The following is an 18,124-nucleotide window of genomic DNA, read 5'->3' on the forward strand; positions in this document are numbered from 1 at the left end:
CTTTCCTAACGATGCAGGCCATGGGCCCGCTGGCATATAATGCGCGCCGGTTTTTTGGGGTATGAGCATGAGCACAGAAGATCCACGCTTCGCCGGCGTTGCCCGGCTGTATGGCGACCAGGGGTTGCACCGTCTGGGCCAGGCCCACGTGGCCGTGGTCGGTATTGGCGGGGTAGGCTCGTGGGCGGCGGAAGCGCTGGCCCGCAGTGGCGTGGGCGAGATCACCCTGTTCGACCTCGACGACGTGTGCGTCAGCAACACCAACCGCCAGGCCCATGCCCTGGAAGGGCAGGTGGGGCGGCCCAAGGTCGAGGTCATGGCCGAGCGCCTGCGGGCGATCAACCCGGCGTGCACGGTGCATGCTGTGGCCGACTTCGTTACCCGCGACACCATGGTCGAGTACATCACCGAGAACCTCGATTGTGTGATCGACTGCATCGACAGCGTCATGGCCAAGGCGGCACTGATCGCCTGGTGCCGGCGGCGCAAGATTGCCATCGTCACCACGGGTGGCGCCGGCGGGCAGATCGACCCGACACAGATCCAGATCGCCGACCTGAACAAGACCTTCAACGACCCGCTGGCCTCGCGGGTGCGTTCCACCCTGCGCCGCGACTACAACTTCTCGCGCAATGTCAGCCGCAACTATGGCGTGCCCTGCGTGTTCTCCAGCGAACAGCTGCGCTACCCCAAGGGCGATGGCAGCGTTTGCCTGCAGAAAAGCTTCGTGGGCGAAGGCGTGCGGCTGGACTGCTCGGGTGGCTTTGGCGCGGTGATGATGGTGACCGCGACCTTTGGCATGGTGGCGGCGAGCAAGGCGGTGGAAAAACTGGTGGCGGGGTCGCGGCGGCCTTCGGAGCGGGTCAAGCCTGAATAGACTGCGTGGGCTTCTTCGCGGGTAAACCCGCTCCCACAGGTACTACATCTCTCTCAGGAAAGGTGAGGATCCTGTAGGAGCGGGTTCACCCGCGAAGAAGCCAGCACCGATTTAGCGGGGAGACGCCAGCTCCGCCATCCGCTGCAACACCGCATGCAGCCCATTGCTGCGCGAAGGCGACAGTTGGCGCTCCAGCCCCAGCTGAGTGAACCACTCCCGCAGATCGAGCCCGGCCAGTTCCTCATTGGCCAACCCTTGCACCCGCACCAGCAACAACGCCAACAGCCCGCGCAACAAGCGCGCATCGCTACTGGCCTTGAAGCGCCATACCCCTTCAACCTGCTCGGCCACCAGCCATACCAGGCTTTCGCAGCCATGCACCCGGTTGGCATCGGTCTTTTCAGTGTCAGCCAGCGGTTCCAGCCGGTCGCCCCACTGCATCAGCAGCCGCGCACGCTGTTCCCAGCCCTTGCCCTGCTCGAAAGCTTCCAGCGCCTGGCGCGCCTGATCCGGCAGGGTCATCGCAACAGCTCCAGGCCCTGGTCCAGTGCCTCGAAGAAACGCTGCAAGTCATCGCTGTCGTTATACAGCCCCAAGGACACGCGGATCGCGCCCTCCAGGCCCAGGCCCTTCAGCAGCGGCATGGCACAGTGGTGCCCGGCACGCACGGCAATGCCTTGCTCGGTCAGCAGGTGGGCGATGTCGGCGTTGTGCACGCCTTCGATGACGAAACTGGCAAGGGCCGCCTGTGGCGTGCCGAGGATGCGTACACCATCGCGGTCTGTCAGGCCACGCAGCAGGTGCTGGTGCAGGCTGGCTTCATGGGTTTCGAGCGCCTGAGCATCGAGGCTGGCCAGGTAGTCCAGGGTTGCCCCCAGGCCGATCACCCCGGCGATCGGCGGCGTGCCTGCTTCGAACCCCAGCGGCGCCGGGCGGAAGCTGGCGCTGTGGTACTCGGCCAGTTGCACCATCTCGCCGCCGAACTGCCAGTGCTGCAGCAGTTCCAGTGCCTGGCTACGGCCGTAAAGCACGCCAACACCTTCCGGGCCGTACAGCTTGTGGCTGGAGAACACATAGAAGTCGCAGCCAAGCTGCTGCACATCGTGGCGGCCGTGCACCACGCCCTGGGCACCGTCGACCACGCTCAGCGCGCCTTGGGCGCGGGCATGGGCCAGCAGCGCCGGCAGCGGCTGCCAGGTGCCCAGCACGTTGGACAGCTGGCTCACCGCCAGCACCCGGGTGCGTGGGCCGATCAGTTGCAGCGCCTGGTCCAGGTCGATGCGGCCATGGGCATCCAGCGGTAGCACCACCAGGCGCAGGTTGCGCCGGCGCGCCAGCTGTTGCCAGGGCAGCAGGTTGGCATGGTGTTCCAGGGCACTGACGGCAATTTCGTCACCGGCCTCGAAGCGGTGTTCTAGGCCATAGGCCAGCAGGTTCAGCGCCGAAGTGGCGCCGTGGGTGAAGATGATCTGCCGCGAGTCTGCCGCATTCAGCCAGGCGGCAACCTTGTCGCGGCTGGTTTCGAAGGCCTGGGTTGCCAGTGCGCCGGGCAAGTGCTGGGCTCGGTGCACGTTGGCTGCGCCATGGCCATAGTAATGGCTCAGGGCATCGAGCAGGGCTTGCGGCTTCTGGGTGGTGGCGGCGCTGTCCAGGTAGGTCTGGTGTTGCCGTTGCAGGGCGGCGATGGCGGGAAAATCGGCACGCCAGGGGGAGGGCTGGAACATGGTCACGGGGCCTGGAATGAAAATCGGGTCTGGCGTGGTGCCAGACCCGATCTTAACATTTCAAACGCTGAGAATCCGCTGTTGGCGAGCAAGCTCGCGCTTACAGGGGCTGAAGGATTCTCAGTTGTGCGCGTGCAGCGCCTCGTTCAGCTCGATGGCCGACTTGTGGGTCTTGCACTCCACCGCGCCGTTCAGCGAGTTGCGGCGGAACAGCAGGTCGGTCTGGCCGGCCAGGTCACGGGCCTTGACCACTTTGACCAGCTGGTTGTTCTCGTCCAGCAGGTTCACCTTGGTACCGGCGGTGATGTACAGGCCGGCTTCGACGGTGTTGCGGTCACCCAGCGGAATGCCGATACCGGCGTTGGCGCCGATCAGGCAGCCTTCGCCAACCTTGATGACGATGTTGCCGCCGCCGGACAGGGTGCCCATGGTCGAGCAGCCGCCGCCCAGGTCCGAGCCCTTGCCGACGAACACGCCAGCGGAAACGCGGCCTTCGATCATGCCCGGGCCTTCGGTGCCAGCGTTAAAGTTGACGAAGCCTTCGTGCATGATGGTGGTGCCTTCGCCGATGTAGGCGCCCAGGCGCACACGGGCGGTGTCGGCGATACGCACGCCGGCCGGGACCACGTAGTCGGTCATTTTCGGGAACTTGTCCACCGAGAACACTTCCAGCAGCTCGCCCTTCAGACGCGCTTCCAGTTGCAGTTCGGCCAGTTCGGCCAGGTCGACCGCGCCCTGGTTGGTCCAGGCCACGTTCGGCAGCAGCGGGAAGATGCCGGCCAGGCTCAGGCCGTGCGGCTTGACCAGGCGGTGCGACAGCAGGTGCAGCTTGAGGTAGGCCTCTGGGGTCGAGGTCAGTGCGGCGTCTTCGGCCAGCAGGGTGGCGACCAGCGGCTTGTGGCTTTCAGCCAGGCGGGTCAGCAGGGCGGCCTGGGCGGCATCCACACCCTTCACGGCTTCGGCCAGTTGCGCGGCCTGGGCGTTGCTGAAGGCGATGGCCTGGTTGCCACCTTGGTAACCGAGAACAGGGGCTACCGCGGCGACCAGTTCGGCGCTCGGGTTGAGCAGCGGTTGTGCGTAGAACACTTCCAGCCAGGCGCCCTGGCGGTTCTGGGAGCCGACACCGAAGGCCAGGCTGAACAGGGTATTGGACATGTGATTACCTCGTGCGAAATAGGGTAGGGGCTCAGGCCAGGGCAGCGGCGTACAGGTCAGGCTTGAAGCCGACCAGGGTACGCGCGCCAAGGTCGAGCACCGGGCGCTTGATCATCGACGGCTGGGCCAGCATCAGCTCGACGGCCTTGGCCTGGTCGAGGTCGGCCTTGCTGGCGTCGTCCAGCTTGCGGAAGGTGGTGCCGGCACGGTTGAGGATGACTTCCCAGCCGTGTTCGTCGCACCAGCGGTTCAGGCTGTCACGGTCGATGCCTTGGGTCTTGTAGTCGTGGAATTCGTAGGCAATGGCCTGGTCTTCGAGCCAGGTACGTGCCTTCTTCATGGTGTCACAGGCTTTGATGCCGTAGAGCGTGTAGGTCATTGTGTGCATTGGGGATCACAGGCGGCCCCAACCTCTCCGTTTTCCGATTTCAGTCGCGGGATTATGCGGGAACGATCCTCGCGGCGCCACGCCCGTGGTGCCCATGTTTACTGATCAAGGTATGTCTCAAGCGACCAGGCGCTGTACCGAACCGATGATCTTGTCACCGTGTTGCTGTTCAGCGGTGCGCAGATCGAAGGCGGTCTGCAGGTTGAGCCAGAACTCGGGGGTGGTGTCCAGGCAGATGGACAGGCGCAGCGCCATGTCGGCGGAAACACCGCCCCGTTCACGCAGGATGTTGTTGACGGTTGGTGTGGCAACCCCTAGCGCCCGGGCCAGTGCCGCGGCGCTGAAACCCATCTCTTTCTGGAAGTCCTCACGCAGGACTTCTCCGGGATGAATCGGACGCATACCGTTCTTGAGCATGATGCACCTCAGTGGTAATCGACAATTTCAACGTTAATCGGCCCGTTGTCGGTCCAGATAAAGCACAGGCGCCATTGGTCATTGACACGGATACTGTGCTGGCCTGCTCGGTTGCCGCTCAATGCCTCGAGACGGTTGCCAGGTGGCGACCGAAGGTCTCGCAGCTCTGTTGCGGCATCGAGCATGGCCAGTTTGCGTTCCGCAACTGACTTGATATCTGACCAACGCCGTGTCTTTCCATGAGTAAAAAGTGCTTCCGTGTCGGCACAGCTAAAGCTTCGAATCATGAGGCTGAATGCTTAACGTTATTCGTTAAGGTTGATTATACGACGGGATCCCAGCAGTTCAAGCCTGACTAGCGCAAGATGCTCGCCAACGTCAGTCACGTGCTGGGTATCATCATGTTACATATTCATCCGCCACCTGCGACTATCGTGCAGCGGCCCCGAATCGCCCATCGCCGCTAACATATTGTTTCAATGGCGATGTTTCGCCTTGTTGTCGTTTCTGGTTCACAAAGGAAGCTTTCCCGGATGCAGTCCGCCTACACCGTCCTCATCCTGCTGACGCTGGTCAGCGTGTCGAAGCTGGTCGGCCGCATGATTCCGCTGCCCTTGCCACTGGTACAGATCGCCGCCGGCGCCTTGCTGGCGTGGCCGACGCTGGGCCTGCATGTGGCCCTGGACCCCGAGTTGTTCCTGTTCCTGTTCCTGCCGCCGTTGCTGTTCGCCGACGGCTGGCGCATTCCCAAGCGCGAGTTGTGGCGCATTCGCGGGCCGGTGGTAGCGCTGGCCGTGGGCCTGGTGCTGTTTACCGTGGTCGGAGCCGGTTACTTCATTCACTGGCTGCTGCCGAGCATCCCGCTGCCAGTGGCCTTCGCCCTGGCTGCCGTGTTGTCGCCGACCGACGCCGTGGCGGTTTCGGCCATTACCCAGGACCGCCTGCCCACCCCGCTGATGCACATGCTCCAGGGCGAGGCCCTGATGAACGATGCCTCGGGCCTGGTGACCTTCAAGTTCGCCCTGGCAGCGGCGATCACCGGGGTATTCTCGCTGACCGACGCCAGCTTCAGCTTCGTTCTGGTCGCCCTGGGCGGCCTGGCGGTGGGTGTGGCCCTGAGCTGGTTGATCGGCCGCTTGCGCGCGTGGATGATCGCCCGCGGCTGGGACGACCCGGCCACCCACGTGGTGTTCATGTTACTGCTGCCGTTCGCTGCCTACGTACTGGCCGAGCGCCTGGGTGTGTCGGGCATTCTTTCGGCGGTGGCGGCCGGCATGATGCAGAGCTGGCTCGACCTGCTGCCACGGCAGACCAGTACGCGCCTGCTCAACCGCAGCGTGTGGTCGCTGCTGGAGTTCGCTTTCAACGGTCTGATCTTCCTGCTGCTGGGCCTGCAACTGCCGGACATCATCAAGGCCGTGGTCAGCCATGAACCCACCGTCTGGCCGACCCTGGCCTGGCGCTGCCTGGACGTGGTGGCGATCTTTGTGGCGCTGATCTTGCTGCGGTTCATCTGGGTGCAGAGCATCTGGCGCTCGATCGGTGTGGTACGCCGCTGGCGCGGCAAGCCGGCGCTGGTGCTGATGCCCACGGCGCGTTCCTGCTGGTTGCTGACCCTGGGCGGTGTGCGTGGTGCGGTCACCCTGGCCGGCGTGATGTCGATCCCGTTGCTGATGGGAGCAGGCAAGGCCTTCCCGGAGCGTGACCTGCTGATCTTCATTGCGGCCGGGGTGATCCTGCTGTCGTTGATCAGTGCCTGTATCGCGCTGCCGCTGCTGCTGCGCGGGGTGACCAAGAGCCCGGACGAGCGTTTGCACCAGGAAGTGCAGGAGGCCTGGCGGCGCACGGCCGAGGCGGCAATCCATGCGCTGGAGGCAGAGGAAGTGATCGACAGCAATGCGCCACAGGATGCCGCGCAGGCGACCTTGGCAACCGAGTTGAAGGCGCGCTTGATGGCTGAGTACCGGGATGAGCTGGACAGCTACAATGACAGCGCCGAGGCCAAGGCCCTGGCTGAACAGATGGATTTGCTGGAGCGGCGTTTGCGCCTGCGTGCGCTACGGGCTCAGCGGCTGGAGCTGTATGAGCTGCACCGCAAGCATCTGGTGGGGGATGAAGTGGTGCGGCAGGTGCTGGGGGAGCTGGATATGAGTGAGGCAAACCTAGGGTCGGTCAGGTAGACCGCAGGGGGCCGCTTCGCGGCCCTGTGGGAGCGGGTTTACCCGCGAATCAGGCGACGCGGTGCATGGCACCGGCAGTGCCGGTGTTCGCGGGTAAACCCGCTCCCACTGGCACTGCACAACACTCAAGAATTGTACGGCCCCTGTCGAATCAGCGGTTCTGCAGGAATGCGCGAATCCGCTCCGCCGCCTCGATGCACTCGGCCAACGGTGCAACCAGCGCCATGCGCACGCGGCCGGCGCCCGGGTTCACGCCATCCACTTCACGCGACAGGTACGACCCCGGCACCACCGTCACATGCTGGGCCTCGAACAGGTCGCGGGTAAACTCGGCATCGCCGCCGGGTACCTTGGCCCACAGGTAGAAGCTGCCATCCGGACGCTGCACGTCCAGCACCGGCTGCAGGATATCCAGCACGGCATCGTACTTGGCGCGGTACTGGTCGCGGTTCTCGCGTACATGCGCCTCGTCCTGCCAGGCGGCGATGCTGGCCAGCTGGGTTTGTACCGGCATGGCGCAGCCGTGGTAGGTACGGTACAGCAGGAACGGCTTGATGATCTCGGCATCACCGGCGACGAAGCCCGAGCGCAGGCCCGGCAGGTTGGAGCGCTTGGACAGGCTATGGAAAACCACGCAGCGCTTGAAGTCGCTGCGGCCCAGTTCCGCACAGGCCGTCAGCAGGCCCGGTGGCGGGGCGTCCTCGTCGAAGTACAGCTCGCTGTAGCACTCGTCGGCGGCAATCACGAAGTCGTGCTCGTCGGCCAGGGCGATCAGCTTCTTCAGGGTGGCCATCGGCACCAGTGCGCCGGTGGGGTTGCCCGGCGAGCACAGGAACAGGATCTGGCAGCGCTTCCACACTTCAGCCGGCACGGCGTCGAAGTCGGGGTTGAAACCGTTGCTTTCCAGGCACGGCAGGTAGTGCGGGGTGGCACCGGCCAGCAGGGCTGCGCCTTCGTAGATCTGGTAGAACGGATTGGGGCTGACCACCAGGCCGTCATCGGCGCGGTTGACCACGGCCTGGGTGAAGGCGAACAGCGCTTCACGGGTGCCGTTGACCGGCAGGATGTGGCGGTCGGCGTCCAGCCAGCCGGCCGGTACGCCAAAGCGCCGCTCGCACCACTGGCCAATGGCCTGGCGCAGGGCCGGCAGGCCGATGGTGCTTGGGTACACCGCCAGCTTGTCGAGGTTGTCGGCCATGGCCTGGGCGACGAACGCCGGCGATTCGTGCTTCGGCTCACCGATCGACAGGGCGATGGCGCGTTTGTCCGCCGCAGGCTTCACGCTGCCCAGCAGGGCGCGAAGCTTCTCGAACGGATAGGGCTGAAGCTGGGTCAAGGCATGGTTCATCGGCGCAAGGTCTCGTCAATCGTCTAGTCGTTAAAAGGTCACGCGGGTAGGGCTGGCATCGCTGGCCTGGCCGGCCTGCAGCTGCTGGACGATGGCCTCCTGCAGGCGGCTGCACAGCTGTGGGTCGGACAGCGGCTGGTTGTCGGCATCGGTGATGAAGAACACGTCTTCCACCCGCTCGCCGAGGGTGGCGATCTTGGCGTTCTGCAGCGACAGGTCGAACTCCAGGAAGATCCGCCCCAGCCGGGCCAGCAGGCCTGGGCGGTCGGGTGCGGTGATTTCGAGGATGGTCACCGGTCGCTGGGCATCGTTGAGGATGGTCACCTGCGGCGGGAAGTCGAAGTGCTTGAGCTGGCGCGGCACCCGACGCTGGATGATGGTCGGGTAGTCCTCGGGGTTGCGCAGCGCTTCGGTCAGGCCGTCGCGAATCTGCTTGACCCGCTGCGGGTTGTCGCCGATCGAGCCGCCGTCGTTGTCCAGCACGATGTAGGTGTCGAGGGTGAACTGGCTGCTCGAGGTGATGATCCGCGCGTCATGAATGTTCAGGTTCAGCTGCGACATGGCCGCCACCGTCACGGCGAAGAAGTCGTGCTGGTCGGGGGCGTAGATGAAGATCTGCGTGCCGCCCTCGAACTCGCGCTGAGTGGTTTCCTTGATCAGCACCAGCGGCCCGCCATCGGCCGGCTGCTGGAGTATCGCGTCACTGTGCCAGGCCACGTCGGCAGCGGTGTGCTTGAGGAAGTAGTCATCGCCCAGCTGTGACCACAGCTGCTCGACGTCGTCCGGGTCGGTGCCTTCGCGCACCAGGATGTCCAGCGCCGCCGATTGGGTCTGGCGAATCTGTTCTTCGCGGTCCAGCGGGTTTTCCAGGCCACGGCGCAGGGCGCGCTTGGTCTCGGTGTACAGCTGGCGCAGCAGGCTGGCCCGCCACGAGTTCCACAGGCTGGGGTTGGTGGCGTTGATATCGGCCACGGTCAGCACGTACAGGTAGTCCAGGCGCGTCTCGTCACCCACGTGCAGGGCAAAGTCGTTGATCACCTGCGGGTCGGACAGGTCCTTGCGCTGGGCGGTGGTCGACATCACCAGGTGGTTCTGCACCAGCCAGACGATCAGCCGGCTGTCCCAGGCGGGCAACTGGTGGCGTTCGCAGAACTTCTTCGCATCCACCGCACCCAGCTCGGAATGGTCGCCCTGGCGGCCCTTGCCGATGTCGTGATACAGGCCGGCCAGGTAGATCAGCTCGGGCTTGGGCAGGCGGCCCATGAGCTTGCTGGCCAGCGGGAATTTCTCGGACACCGGCGTGTATTGCAGCTTGCGCAGGTGCTTGATGAGGTTGAGGGTGTGTGCATCGACCGTATAGATGTGGAACAGGTCGTGCTGCATCTGCCCGACGATCAGGCCGAACTCCGGCAGGTAGCGGCCAAGGATGCCGTAGCGGTTCATCCGCCGCAGGTTGCGGTGAATGCCGATTTCGCACTTGAACAGCTCGATGAACAGGCTGGTGTTGCGGATATCGGTGCGGAAGGTGTCGTCGATCAGGTGGCGGTGCTCGCGCAGCAGCCGCACGGTATCGGCACGTACACCCTTGATCTCGGGGTGCTGGGCCATCAGCACGAAGATTTCCAGCATGGCGAACGGCGTGCGCTTGAACACGTTCGGCCTGGTCGCTTCTATATATCCGTCATGCAGGCGGAAGCGCGCATTCAGCGGCTGGGTGGTGCCGCTGTCGTCATCGGCGAGGATGACCTCCTCGAAGTGCTGGATGATCAGGTCGCACAGCTGACTGATGCTCATCACCACCCGGTAGTACTGCTGCATGAACTGCTCGATCGCCCGCTTGGGGTTGTCGTCGCTGTAGCCCAGCAGTGCGGCGATGCTGCGCTGGTGGTCGAACAGCAGACGGTCCTCGGCGCGCCCTGCAAGCATGTGCAAGGCGTAGCGCACCTTCCACAGGAAGTCCTGGGACGAGGCCAGCAGCTCGTTCTCGCTTTCCAGCAGGAAACCTTCGCCGGCCAGCGCATGCAGGTTGAGGGTGCCGTACTGGCGGCGGGCCACCCACAGCACTGTCTGGATGTCGCGCAGGCCACCGGGCGAACCTTTCACATTGGGTTCGAGGTTGTACTCGGTGTCGTTGTACTTGTGGTGGCGGGCCTTGAGTTCGGCTCGCTTGGCCAGGAAGAAGTCCTTGCTCGGCCACATCTGCGCAGTGCTGGTCACCTCCAGCATGTGCTGGCGCAGGGTCTCGGGGCCGGCAATGGTGCGGCTTTCCATCAGGTTGGTGATGACCGTCAGGTCAGCGCGGGCCTGTTCGGCGCACTCGTCGACGGTGCGCACGCTCTGGCCCACTTCCAGGCCGATGTCCCACAGCAGGGTGAGAAACCGCTCGATGGCGTCGCGGTACTGCTCATGCTCGGCAGCGCCCAGCAAAATCAGCAGGTCGATGTCCGAATGCGGGTGCAGTTCACCACGCCCGTAGCCACCCACCGCGACCAGGGCGATGCCGCTGTGGTCGCCCCAGTCGAACTGGTTCCAGGCCTGTTGCAGGATATTGTCGACGAGCCAGGCGCGGGCTTCGATCAGCGGGCGGATTTCGCTGCCACTACGGAAACGTTTGTCGAGCACCTCGCCGGCCTGGCGGATGGCTTTCTTGAAGGCGGCGATGGGGCTCGCCTTGAGGGCCAGTTCCGCCTGGAACTGGCCGCGGTCGAACAGCTCGGGGTCCACCTGGGGCATCGCGTCACGTTCCTGTCGTGGGTTGGCCTGTGGGAGTGCGCTCAGGCCGAGGTGCGCGGGATGGTGTCGTCCTTGCGCAGGGTGAAGATCTCATAACCTGTCGCGGTCACCACCAGGGTGTGTTCCCACTGGGCCGAGAGCTTGCGGTCCTTGGTGATGGCGGTCCAGCCGTCGCCCAGCACCTTGGTGTCGGCCTTGCCCTGGTTGATCATCGGCTCGATGGTGAAGGTCATGCCTTCCTTGAGCTCCATGCCGGTGCCGGCGCGGCCGTAGTGCAGGATCTGCGGCTCTTCGTGGAATACCTTGCCGATGCCGTGGCCGCAGAACTCGCGCACCACCGAGAAGCCGTTCTTCTCAGCGTGCTTCTGGATCACTTCGCCGATGTCGCCCAGGCGGCAGCCCGGCTTGACCAGTTCGATGGCCTTGTACATGCATTCCTGGGTGACCTTGGACAGGCGCTCGGCCCATACCGGCACGGTGCCGACGTGGAACATGCGGCTGGTGTCGCCGTGGTAGCCGTCCTTGATCACGGTGACGTCGATGTTCAGCGTGTCACCGTCCTTGAGTGGCTTGTCGTTGGGGATGCCGTGGCAGACCACATGGTTGATCGAGGTGCAGATCGACTTCGGGTAGCCCTTGTAGTTGAGCGGTGCCGGGATGGCCTGCTGGACATTGACGATGTAGTCGTGGCACAGGCGGTCCAGCTCTTCGGTGGTGACACCGGGCTTGACGTGTTCTTCGATCATTTCCAGCACTTCGGCGGCCAGGCGGCCAGCGATGCGCATCTTCTCGATGTCTTCTGCGGTCTTGATGGTGACGGTCATTACAGGCTCTCTACGGCGCCGTGAACGGCGCGAACAAACGGGAAAGGCCGGATTCTAGCAGAGCAGGGCACCGATCGGTCGGGATCCAGGTAGAGAATTGGGGCTGCTGCGCAGCCCATCGCCGGCAAACCAGCTCCCACAGGAATCGCGTTACCCTTGAGGAAGCTGTCATCCATAGGGAGCATTCTGGCCTGTTTGGCGGGGTGCTGCAAAAGCCGCTGACGGACGCAACAGTATCCGGGTTCCGTTCGGCCGCGGTCTGTGGTATAAAATGCGCCGCTTTCGGGGACGACCCCGTCAGCACTTAACCCACACACGTGTCGACACGATGACCTGGGTGCCCCGAGTTGCAGAATTCGCGGGTTGGTCATTGGGATACGTGGAGGCCCAACCCGACTTATCAAGGAACTATCATGTCCCAAGTCAACATGCGCGATATGCTGAAGGCCGGTGTGCACTTCGGCCACCAGACCCGTTACTGGAACCCGAAAATGGGCAAGTACATTTTCGGCGCGCGTAACAAGATCCACATCGTCAACCTGGAAAAAACCCTGCCGATGTTCAACGACGCTCTGTCGTTCGTAGAGCGCCTGGCCCAGGGCAAGAACAAGATCCTGTTCGTCGGCACCAAGCGTTCCGCCGGCAAGATCGTCGCCGAGCAAGCTGCTCGTTGCGGTTCGCCGTACGTTGACCACCGTTGGTTGGGCGGCATGCTGACCAACTACAAGACCATCCGCGCTTCGATCAAGCGTCTGCGCGACCTGGAAACCCAGGCCGAAGACGGCACTTTCGCCAAGCTGACCAAGAAAGAAGCCCTGATGCGCTCCCGCGATCTGGAAAAACTGGATCGCAGCCTGGGCGGTATCAAGGACATGGGCGGTCTGCCAGACGCTCTGTTCGTGATCGACGTTGATCACGAGCGCATCGCGATCACCGAAGCCAACAAGCTGGGCATCCCGGTTATCGGCGTTGTCGATACCAACAGCAGCCCGGAAGGTGTTGACTACATCATCCCAGGTAACGATGACGCCATCCGCGCTATCGAGCTGTACATGACTTCGATGGCTGACGCTGTCATCCGCGGCCGCAACAACGTTGCCGGCGGCACCGAAGTTTACGCTGAAGAAGCGGCTGCACCTGCTGCCGAGTAATTAGACGCTAGCGTCGACTTGGCACGCAAAAAGGGGGCTCTGCCCCCTTTTTGCCACCTTGAAATCCTGCTGTCAGCATCGGCCCCGCATCATGGGCTCGCTGAGACAAACACAGCGGATTTGCAGAATTGAACGCCCGTGACGAACGGGTGGAATGGTTGAAAAACTTTCCAAGAGGATTTTGAAATGGCAGCAATTACTGCAGCGCTGGTAAAAGAACTGCGCGAGCGTACCGGCGAAGGCATGATGGATTGCAAGAAGGCCCTGGAAAAGGCCGGCGGCGACATCGAAAAAGCCATTGACGACATGCGTGCCTCGGGCGCCATCAAGGCCGCCAAAAAGGCTGGCAACGTCGCTGCTGAAGGCGCTATCGCCGTCAAGACCGACGGTAAATCCGCCGTCCTGCTGGAAGTGAACTCGCAGACCGACTTCCTGGCCCTGCAAGACGACTTCAAGAACTTCGTTGCCGACAGCATCGAAGAAGCCTTCGCCCAGAAGCTGACCGATGCCGCTCCGCTGATCGCCTCGCGTGAAGCTGCTCGTGAAGCCCTGGTTGCCAAGTGCGGCGAGAACGTCAACATCCGTCGCCTGGTGCGCGTTGAAGGTGACGTTGTCGGTGCCTACCTGCACGGCAACAAGATCGGCGCTGCCGTTGTCCTGAAAGGCGGCGACGTCGACCTGGCCAAGAACATCGCCATGCACGTTGCAGCTTCGAACCCTGAGTTCCTGCTGCCGTCGGAAGTTTCGGCCGAAGCGATCGAGCGTGAGAAGGGCGTCTTCCTGCAGCTGAACGCTGACAAGATCGCCGGCAAGCCGGAAAACATCGTCGAGAACATGATCAAAGGTCGTATCTCGAAGTTCCTGGCCGAAGCCTCGCTGGTCGAGCAAGCCTTCGTCATGAACCCGGAAGTCAAGGTTGGCGAGCTGGCCAAGAAAGCCGGCGCTGAAATCGTTTCCTTCACCTACTTCAAGGTCGGCGAAGGCATCGAGAAGCCAGTCGACAACTTCGCTGAAGAAGTTGCCGCTCAGGTCGCTGCTGCCAAGCAGTAAGACAGCCCCGTCTGTCGCCCCAAAGAGGCTGCCCGCTCACGCGCGCAGCCTCTTTGTCAAAACGGCGAAGGGTTTATAAGGCCCGTCGTCGCTGGCACCGAAGCGGTGCCACGCTACAGTTAGCAGGCTGCAAACAGCCCGCACGAATTTTCTAAAAGTACGCCGCAGGAGAGACTCGCAATGGCTCAGCAGGTGAGTGGTCGCCAACCTCGCTATAAACGCATTTTGCTCAAACTTAGCGGCGAGGCCCTGATGGGCTCGGAAGACTTCGGGATCGACCCGAAAGTGCTGGATCGCATGGCCCTCGAAGTTGGCCAGCTGGTAGGGATCGGAGTCCAGGTCGGCCTGGTGATCGGTGGTGGCAACCTGTTCCGCGGCGCCGCGCTCAGTGCAGCCGGCATGGACCGCGTCACCGGTGACCACATGGGTATGCTGGCCACCGTGATGAACGGCCTGGCCATGCGCGATGCGCTGGAGCGCTCGAACATCCCGGCCCTGGTCATGTCGGCCATTTCCATGGTCGGTGTCACCGATCATTACGATCGTCGCAAAGCTATTCGCCACCTCAACTCCGGGGATGTGGTAATTTTCTCCGCCGGTACCGGCAACCCGTTCTTCACCACCGACTCCGCGGCCTGCCTGCGCGCCATCGAAATCGATGCCGACGTGGTGCTGAAGGCGACCAAGGTCGATGGTGTGTACACTGCCGATCCATTCAAGGACCCGCATGCCGAGAAGTTCGATCACCTGACCTACGACGAGGTCCTGGATCGCAAGCTGGGTGTGATGGACCTGACCGCAATCTGCCTGTGCCGTGACCACAAGATGCCATTGCGGGTATTCAACATGAACAAGCCTGGCGCCCTGCTGAACATCGTGGTGGGTGGCGCTGAAGGTACTCTGATCGAGGAAGGCCAAGCATGATCAACGACATCAAGAAAGACGCGCAGGAGCGCATGACCAAGTCCCTCGAGGCCCTGGCTCGCAACCTGGCGGCAATCCGCACCGGTCGCGCCCACCCAAGCATCCTGGACAGCGTCAAGGTCCCGGCCTGGGGTAGCGAGATGCCGCTGAACCAGGTGGCCGCGATCACCGTCGAAGATGCCCGTACCCTGAAGATCGTCGCCCACGACAAGAACCTCAGCGCCGCCATCGAGAAGGCCATCCTCACCTCCGACCTGGGCCTGAACCCGTCCAGCGCCGGTACCACCATCCGTGTGCCGATGCCGGCCCTGACCGAGGAAACCCGCAAGGGCTACACCAAGCAGGCCAGTGGCGTTGCCGAGGATGCCAAGGTGGCCGTGCGCAACGTGCGCCGTGACGCCCTGGCCGACCTGAAGAAGCTGACCAAGGACAAGGAAATCAGCGAAGACGAAGAGCGTCGTGCCGCTGACGAGATCCAGAAACTGACCGACAAGTACGTTGCCGAGGTCGATGCTGCCTTCAAAGCCAAGGAAAAGGACCTGATGGCCGTCTAAGGCCGGGGTTTTTTAATGGAAAAGACCAAGCCAGCGGTGCCGTCCTCGGTGCCGCGTCATGTCGCGATCATCATGGATGGCAACAACCGCTGGGCGAAAAAGCGCCTGCTGCCCGGCGTCGCCGGGCACAAGGCGGGTGTCGACGCCGTTCGCGCGGTCATCGAAGTCTGTGCCGAGTCCGGGGTCGAGGTGCTGACCCTGTTCGCCTTCTCCAGCGAGAACTGGCAGCGCCCCGCCGAAGAGGTGGGTGCGCTGATGGAGTTGTTCTTTTCGGCCCTGCGCCGCGAGGCCAAGCGCCTCAACGAGAACAACATCAGCCTGCGAATCATTGGTGACCGTTCGCGTTTCCATCCCGAGCTGCAGGCCGCCATGCGCGAGGCCGAGGCGCTGACCGCCGGCAACAACCGCTTCATCCTGCAGATCGCGGCCAACTACGGTGGCCAGTGGGACATCGCCCAGGCCGCCCAGCGGCTGGCGCGGGAAGTGCAAGCCGGGCACCTGCGCCCGGAAGACATCACCCCGGGCCTGCTGCAGACCTGCCTGGCAACCGGCGAACTGCCGCTGCCGGACCTGTGCATCCGCACTGGCGGCGAGCACCGCATCAGCAACTTCCTGCTGTGGCAGCTGGCCTACGCCGAGTTGTACTTCTCCGACCTGTACTGGCCGGACTTCAAACACGAGGCCATGCGCAACGCCCTGGCCGATTTCGCTTCGCGCCAGCGCCGCTTCGGTAAGACCAGCGAGCAGGTCGAGGCTGGAGCTCGTGCTTAATGCTTAAACAACGCATCATTACCGCGCTGATCCTGCTGCCGGTCGCGCTGGGTGGCTTCTTCCTGCTCAATGGTGGGGATTTCGCCCTGTTCATCGGCTTCGTGGTGACCCTCGGCGCCTGGGAGTGGGCGCGCCTGGCCGGGCTGATGGCCCAGCCGCTGCGCATCGCCTATGCCGTGGTCGTCGCCGGAGCGCTGATGCTGCTGTACATCCTTCCGGAGCTGGCACCCTGGGTGCTGGGTGCCGCAGTGATCTGGTGGGGGTTGGCCACCTGGCTGGTGCTTACCTACCCGCGCAGCAGTGAGCTGTGGGCCAGTGCTGCCTGCCGCTTGCTGATCGGCCTGCTGGTATTGCTGCCGGCCTGGCAGGGGCTGGTGCTGCTCAAGCACTGGCCGTTGGGTAACTGGCTGATCCTGTCGGTCATGGTGCTGGTGTGGGCTGCCGATATTGGCGCTTACTTCTCTGGCCGTGCCTTCGGCAAGCGCAAGCTGGCGCCACAGGTCAGCCCGGGCAAGAGCTGGGAGGGCGTGTATGGCGGCCTGGTGGTCAGCCTGGCGATTACCTTGGTGGTCGGCATCAGCCGCGACTGGGGCTTCGGCCAGATCCTGCTGGGCCTGCTGGGTGCCGCGCTGGTGGTCATGTCTTCGGTGGTCGGTGACCTGACCGAAAGCATGTTCAAGCGCCGTTCCGGCATCAAGGACAGCAGCAACCTGTTGCCCGGGCACGGTGGGGTGCTTGACCGCATCGACAGCCTGACCGCGGCGATCCCGATTTTCGCCGTGCTGCTGTGGGCTGCCGAATGGGGTGTGATGTGAGTCGTCCGCAGCGTATTACCGTGCTGGGGGCCACCGGCTCCATCGGCCTGAGCACGCTGGACGTCATCGCACGCCACCCCGACCGCTACCAGGTGTTCGCCCTGAGTGGCTATTCGCGTATCGACGAATTGCTGGCCCTGTGCGTTCGCCATCGCCCGGTGTTCGCCGTGGTGCCGAGCGCCGAGGCGGCCGCGCGACTGCGCGAAAGCCTGGCTGCGGCGGGCTGCGCCACCGAGGTACTGGAAGGCGAGGCCGGGCTGTGCCAGGTGGCTTCTGCGTCGGAAGTGGATGCGGTGATGGCGGCCATTGTCGGCGCCGCCGGCCTGCGTCCCACCCTGGCGGCGGTCGAGGCAGGCAAGAAGGTGTTGCTGGCCAACAAGGAAGCGCTGGTGATGTCCGGCGCGCTGTTCATGGAGGCGGTGCGGCGCAGTGGTGCCGTGCTGCTGCCGATCGACAGCGAGCACAACGCGATCTTCCAGTGCATGCCCGGCGACTACGCGCGCGGTCTGAGTGCCGTCGGCGTGCGCCGGATCCTGCTCACCGCCTCCGGCGGCCCGTTCCGCGAGACTCCCGTCGAGGCGCTGCTGGACGTCACCCCGGAACAAGCCTGCGCGCACCCCAACTGGTCCATGGGGCGCAAGATTTCCGTGGATTCGGCCAGCATGATGAACAAGGGCCTGGAGCTGATCGAGGCTTGCTGGCTGTTCGATGCCGCACCGGCCAGGGTCGAGGTGGTGGTGCACCCGCAAAGCGTGATCCACTCCCTGGTGGACTACGTGGACGGTTCGGTGCTGGCGCAGCTGGGTAACCCGGACATGCGCACGCCCATCGCCAACGCCCTGGCCTGGCCCGAGCGGATCGACTCCGGGGTGGCCCCGCTGGACCTGTTCGCCATCGCCCGTCTGGATTTCCAGGCGCCCGACGAACAGCGCTTCCCTTGCCTGCGCCTGGCGCGGCAGGCTGCCGAAGCCGGCAACAGCGCACCAGCCGTGCTCAATGCGGCCAACGAGGTTGCGGTCGAGGCATTTCTCCAGCGGCGTATCCGCTTCCCGGAGATCGCGGGTATGATCGAACAGGTGCTCGATCAGGAGCCCGTCGTACCGCTGCCGTCGCTGGACGCGGTGTTCGCCGCCGACCAGCGTGCCCGGGAGCTTTCCCGTGAGTGGCTGAGGCGTCACGGTCGCTGATGCAGGCCCGCCACGGTTCACGAGGG

Annotated in this window: 18 protein-coding genes; 9 read left to right on the forward strand and 9 right to left on the reverse strand. The window is 63.8% G+C overall.

Annotated elements, in window-relative coordinates; translation table 11 throughout:
• Positions 1 to 67: 67 nt before the first annotated feature.
• Positions 68 to 877 (forward strand): tRNA cyclic N6-threonylcarbamoyladenosine(37) synthase TcdA, encoded by an 810-nt coding sequence (gene tcdA, locus MKK04_RS05625; RefSeq protein ID WP_207829470.1) that lies wholly within the window; start codon positions 68 to 70, stop codon positions 875 to 877.
• Positions 878 to 988: 111 nt separating this feature from the next.
• Here tcdA and MKK04_RS05630 read toward each other — a convergent pair whose 3' ends face one another.
• The 6 genes from MKK04_RS05630 to MKK04_RS05655 all read right to left on the reverse strand — a co-directional run bounded on the left by MKK04_RS05630 (position 989) and on the right by MKK04_RS05655 (position 4,848).
• Positions 989 to 1,399: a SufE family protein gene (locus MKK04_RS05630; RefSeq protein WP_233693937.1), complete on the reverse strand. Its 411-nt coding sequence runs from the start codon at positions 1,397 to 1,399 to the stop codon at positions 989 to 991.
• Entirely contained in the window at positions 1,396 to 2,601 is a 1,206-nt protein-coding gene (locus tag MKK04_RS05635; protein ID WP_207829465.1) for a cysteine desulfurase, read from the reverse strand. Before MKK04_RS05635 ends, MKK04_RS05630 begins: the two co-directional genes overlap by 4 nt.
• A gap of 120 nt (positions 2,602 to 2,721) precedes the next feature.
• On the reverse strand, positions 2,722 to 3,756 hold the full coding sequence (gene dapD / locus MKK04_RS05640; RefSeq protein WP_063911503.1) for a 2,3,4,5-tetrahydropyridine-2,6-dicarboxylate N-succinyltransferase: 1,035 nt from the start codon (positions 3,754 to 3,756) through the stop codon (positions 2,722 to 2,724).
• Positions 3,757 to 3,787: 31 nt separating this feature from the next.
• On the reverse strand, positions 3,788 to 4,135 hold the full coding sequence (locus tag MKK04_RS05645; RefSeq protein WP_075043977.1) for an ArsC family reductase: 348 nt from the start codon (positions 4,133 to 4,135) through the stop codon (positions 3,788 to 3,790).
• Between the two features lie 126 nt (positions 4,136 to 4,261).
• On the reverse strand, positions 4,262 to 4,561 hold the full coding sequence (gene graA, locus MKK04_RS05650) for a type II toxin-antitoxin system antitoxin GraA (protein ID WP_207829464.1): 300 nt from the start codon (positions 4,559 to 4,561) through the stop codon (positions 4,262 to 4,264).
• Positions 4,562 to 4,569: 8 nt separating this feature from the next.
• Positions 4,570 to 4,848 (reverse strand): type II toxin-antitoxin system RelE/ParE family toxin, encoded by a 279-nt coding sequence (locus MKK04_RS05655; protein ID WP_082810539.1) that lies wholly within the window; start codon positions 4,846 to 4,848, stop codon positions 4,570 to 4,572.
• A 246-nt stretch (positions 4,849 to 5,094) separates the two neighbouring features.
• Here MKK04_RS05655 and MKK04_RS05660 point away from each other — a divergent pair, with 246 nt between their 5' ends.
• Positions 5,095 to 6,741: a Na+/H+ antiporter gene (locus tag MKK04_RS05660; RefSeq protein WP_207829462.1), complete on the forward strand. Its 1,647-nt coding sequence runs from the start codon at positions 5,095 to 5,097 to the stop codon at positions 6,739 to 6,741.
• 151 nt (positions 6,742 to 6,892) lie between these two features.
• On the opposite strand, the gene dapC is transcribed toward MKK04_RS05660, so the two are convergent.
• From dapC to map, 3 genes are read right to left on the reverse strand one after another with little or no spacing between them, the layout of a single operon-like run.
• Positions 6,893 to 8,089: a succinyldiaminopimelate transaminase gene (dapC, locus tag MKK04_RS05665; RefSeq protein ID WP_207829461.1), complete on the reverse strand. Its 1,197-nt coding sequence runs from the start codon at positions 8,087 to 8,089 to the stop codon at positions 6,893 to 6,895.
• A gap of 30 nt (positions 8,090 to 8,119) precedes the next feature.
• Positions 8,120 to 10,822, reverse strand: a complete 2,703-nt coding sequence (locus MKK04_RS05670; RefSeq protein ID WP_207829457.1) for a [protein-PII] uridylyltransferase — start codon at positions 10,820 to 10,822, stop codon at positions 8,120 to 8,122.
• A 41-nt stretch (positions 10,823 to 10,863) separates the two neighbouring features.
• The gene (gene map, locus MKK04_RS05675) at positions 10,864 to 11,646 is read right to left on the reverse strand and encodes a type I methionyl aminopeptidase (protein WP_004375406.1); all 783 of its coding nucleotides are present in this window, start codon (positions 11,644 to 11,646) and stop codon (positions 10,864 to 10,866) included.
• A 413-nt stretch (positions 11,647 to 12,059) separates the two neighbouring features.
• Here map and rpsB point away from each other — a divergent pair, with 413 nt between their 5' ends.
• The 7 genes from rpsB (at position 12,060) to ispC (ending at position 18,098) form a co-directional block, all read left to right on the forward strand.
• Positions 12,060 to 12,797 (forward strand): 30S ribosomal protein S2, encoded by a 738-nt coding sequence (gene rpsB / locus MKK04_RS05680; RefSeq protein ID WP_003252287.1) that lies wholly within the window; start codon positions 12,060 to 12,062, stop codon positions 12,795 to 12,797.
• Between the two features lie 186 nt (positions 12,798 to 12,983).
• Positions 12,984 to 13,847, forward strand: coding sequence for a translation elongation factor Ts (gene tsf / locus MKK04_RS05685; protein WP_207829456.1), 864 nt, complete (start codon positions 12,984 to 12,986; stop codon positions 13,845 to 13,847).
• 180 nt (positions 13,848 to 14,027) lie between these two features.
• Positions 14,028 to 14,771: a UMP kinase gene (gene pyrH, locus MKK04_RS05690; RefSeq protein WP_003252294.1), complete on the forward strand. Its 744-nt coding sequence runs from the start codon at positions 14,028 to 14,030 to the stop codon at positions 14,769 to 14,771.
• A complete protein-coding gene (gene frr, locus MKK04_RS05695; protein ID WP_025337974.1) occupies positions 14,768 to 15,325 on the forward strand; it encodes a ribosome recycling factor in 558 nt (185 codons plus the stop codon). The genes pyrH and frr overlap by 4 nt, the downstream gene beginning before the upstream one ends.
• Before the next feature lie 15 nt (positions 15,326 to 15,340).
• Positions 15,341 to 16,096, forward strand: a complete 756-nt coding sequence (uppS, locus tag MKK04_RS05700; protein ID WP_207829454.1) for a polyprenyl diphosphate synthase — start codon at positions 15,341 to 15,343, stop codon at positions 16,094 to 16,096.
• On the forward strand, positions 16,096 to 16,911 hold the full coding sequence (locus MKK04_RS05705) for a phosphatidate cytidylyltransferase (RefSeq protein WP_063911508.1): 816 nt from the start codon (positions 16,096 to 16,098) through the stop codon (positions 16,909 to 16,911). Before uppS ends, MKK04_RS05705 begins: the two co-directional genes overlap by 1 nt.
• Positions 16,908 to 18,098, forward strand: coding sequence for a 1-deoxy-D-xylulose-5-phosphate reductoisomerase (gene ispC, locus MKK04_RS05710; RefSeq protein WP_233687946.1), 1,191 nt, complete (start codon positions 16,908 to 16,910; stop codon positions 18,096 to 18,098). Before MKK04_RS05705 ends, ispC begins: the two co-directional genes overlap by 4 nt.
• Positions 18,099 to 18,124: the final 26 nt, after the last annotated feature.

Source organism: Pseudomonas sp. LS.1a, assembly GCF_022533585.1.
GTDB lineage: Bacteria > Pseudomonadota > Gammaproteobacteria > Pseudomonadales > Pseudomonadaceae > Aquipseudomonas.

Coding starts and splice junctions, on each gene's coding strand:
- MKK04_RS05660 (WP_207829462.1), top strand. CDS start 5,095: ATGCAGTCCGCCTACACCGTCCTCATCCTGCTGACGCTGGTCAGCGTG.
- MKK04_RS05635 (WP_207829465.1), bottom strand. CDS start 2,601: ATGTTCCAGCCCTCCCCCTGGCGTGCCGATTTTCCCGCCATCGCCGCC.
- tcdA (WP_207829470.1), top strand. CDS start 68: ATGAGCACAGAAGATCCACGCTTCGCCGGCGTTGCCCGGCTGTATGGC.
- MKK04_RS05645 (WP_075043977.1), bottom strand. CDS start 4,135: ATGACCTACACGCTCTACGGCATCAAAGCCTGTGACACCATGAAGAAG.
- rpsB (WP_003252287.1), top strand. CDS start 12,060: ATGTCCCAAGTCAACATGCGCGATATGCTGAAGGCCGGTGTGCACTTC.
- MKK04_RS05655 (WP_082810539.1), bottom strand. CDS start 4,848: ATGATTCGAAGCTTTAGCTGTGCCGACACGGAAGCACTTTTTACTCAT.
- uppS (WP_207829454.1), top strand. CDS start 15,341: ATGGAAAAGACCAAGCCAGCGGTGCCGTCCTCGGTGCCGCGTCATGTC.
- graA (WP_207829464.1), bottom strand. CDS start 4,561: ATGCTCAAGAACGGTATGCGTCCGATTCATCCCGGAGAAGTCCTGCGT.
- tsf (WP_207829456.1), top strand. CDS start 12,984: ATGGCAGCAATTACTGCAGCGCTGGTAAAAGAACTGCGCGAGCGTACC.
- dapD (WP_063911503.1), bottom strand. CDS start 3,756: ATGTCCAATACCCTGTTCAGCCTGGCCTTCGGTGTCGGCTCCCAGAAC.
- frr (WP_025337974.1), top strand. CDS start 14,768: ATGATCAACGACATCAAGAAAGACGCGCAGGAGCGCATGACCAAGTCC.
- MKK04_RS05630 (WP_233693937.1), bottom strand. CDS start 1,399: ATGACCCTGCCGGATCAGGCGCGCCAGGCGCTGGAAGCTTTCGAGCAG.
- pyrH (WP_003252294.1), top strand. CDS start 14,028: ATGGCTCAGCAGGTGAGTGGTCGCCAACCTCGCTATAAACGCATTTTG.
- MKK04_RS05670 (WP_207829457.1), bottom strand. CDS start 10,822: ATGCCCCAGGTGGACCCCGAGCTGTTCGACCGCGGCCAGTTCCAGGCG.
- MKK04_RS05705 (WP_063911508.1), top strand. CDS start 16,096: ATGCTTAAACAACGCATCATTACCGCGCTGATCCTGCTGCCGGTCGCG.
- dapC (WP_207829461.1), bottom strand. CDS start 8,089: ATGAACCATGCCTTGACCCAGCTTCAGCCCTATCCGTTCGAGAAGCTT.
- map (WP_004375406.1), bottom strand. CDS start 11,646: ATGACCGTCACCATCAAGACCGCAGAAGACATCGAGAAGATGCGCATC.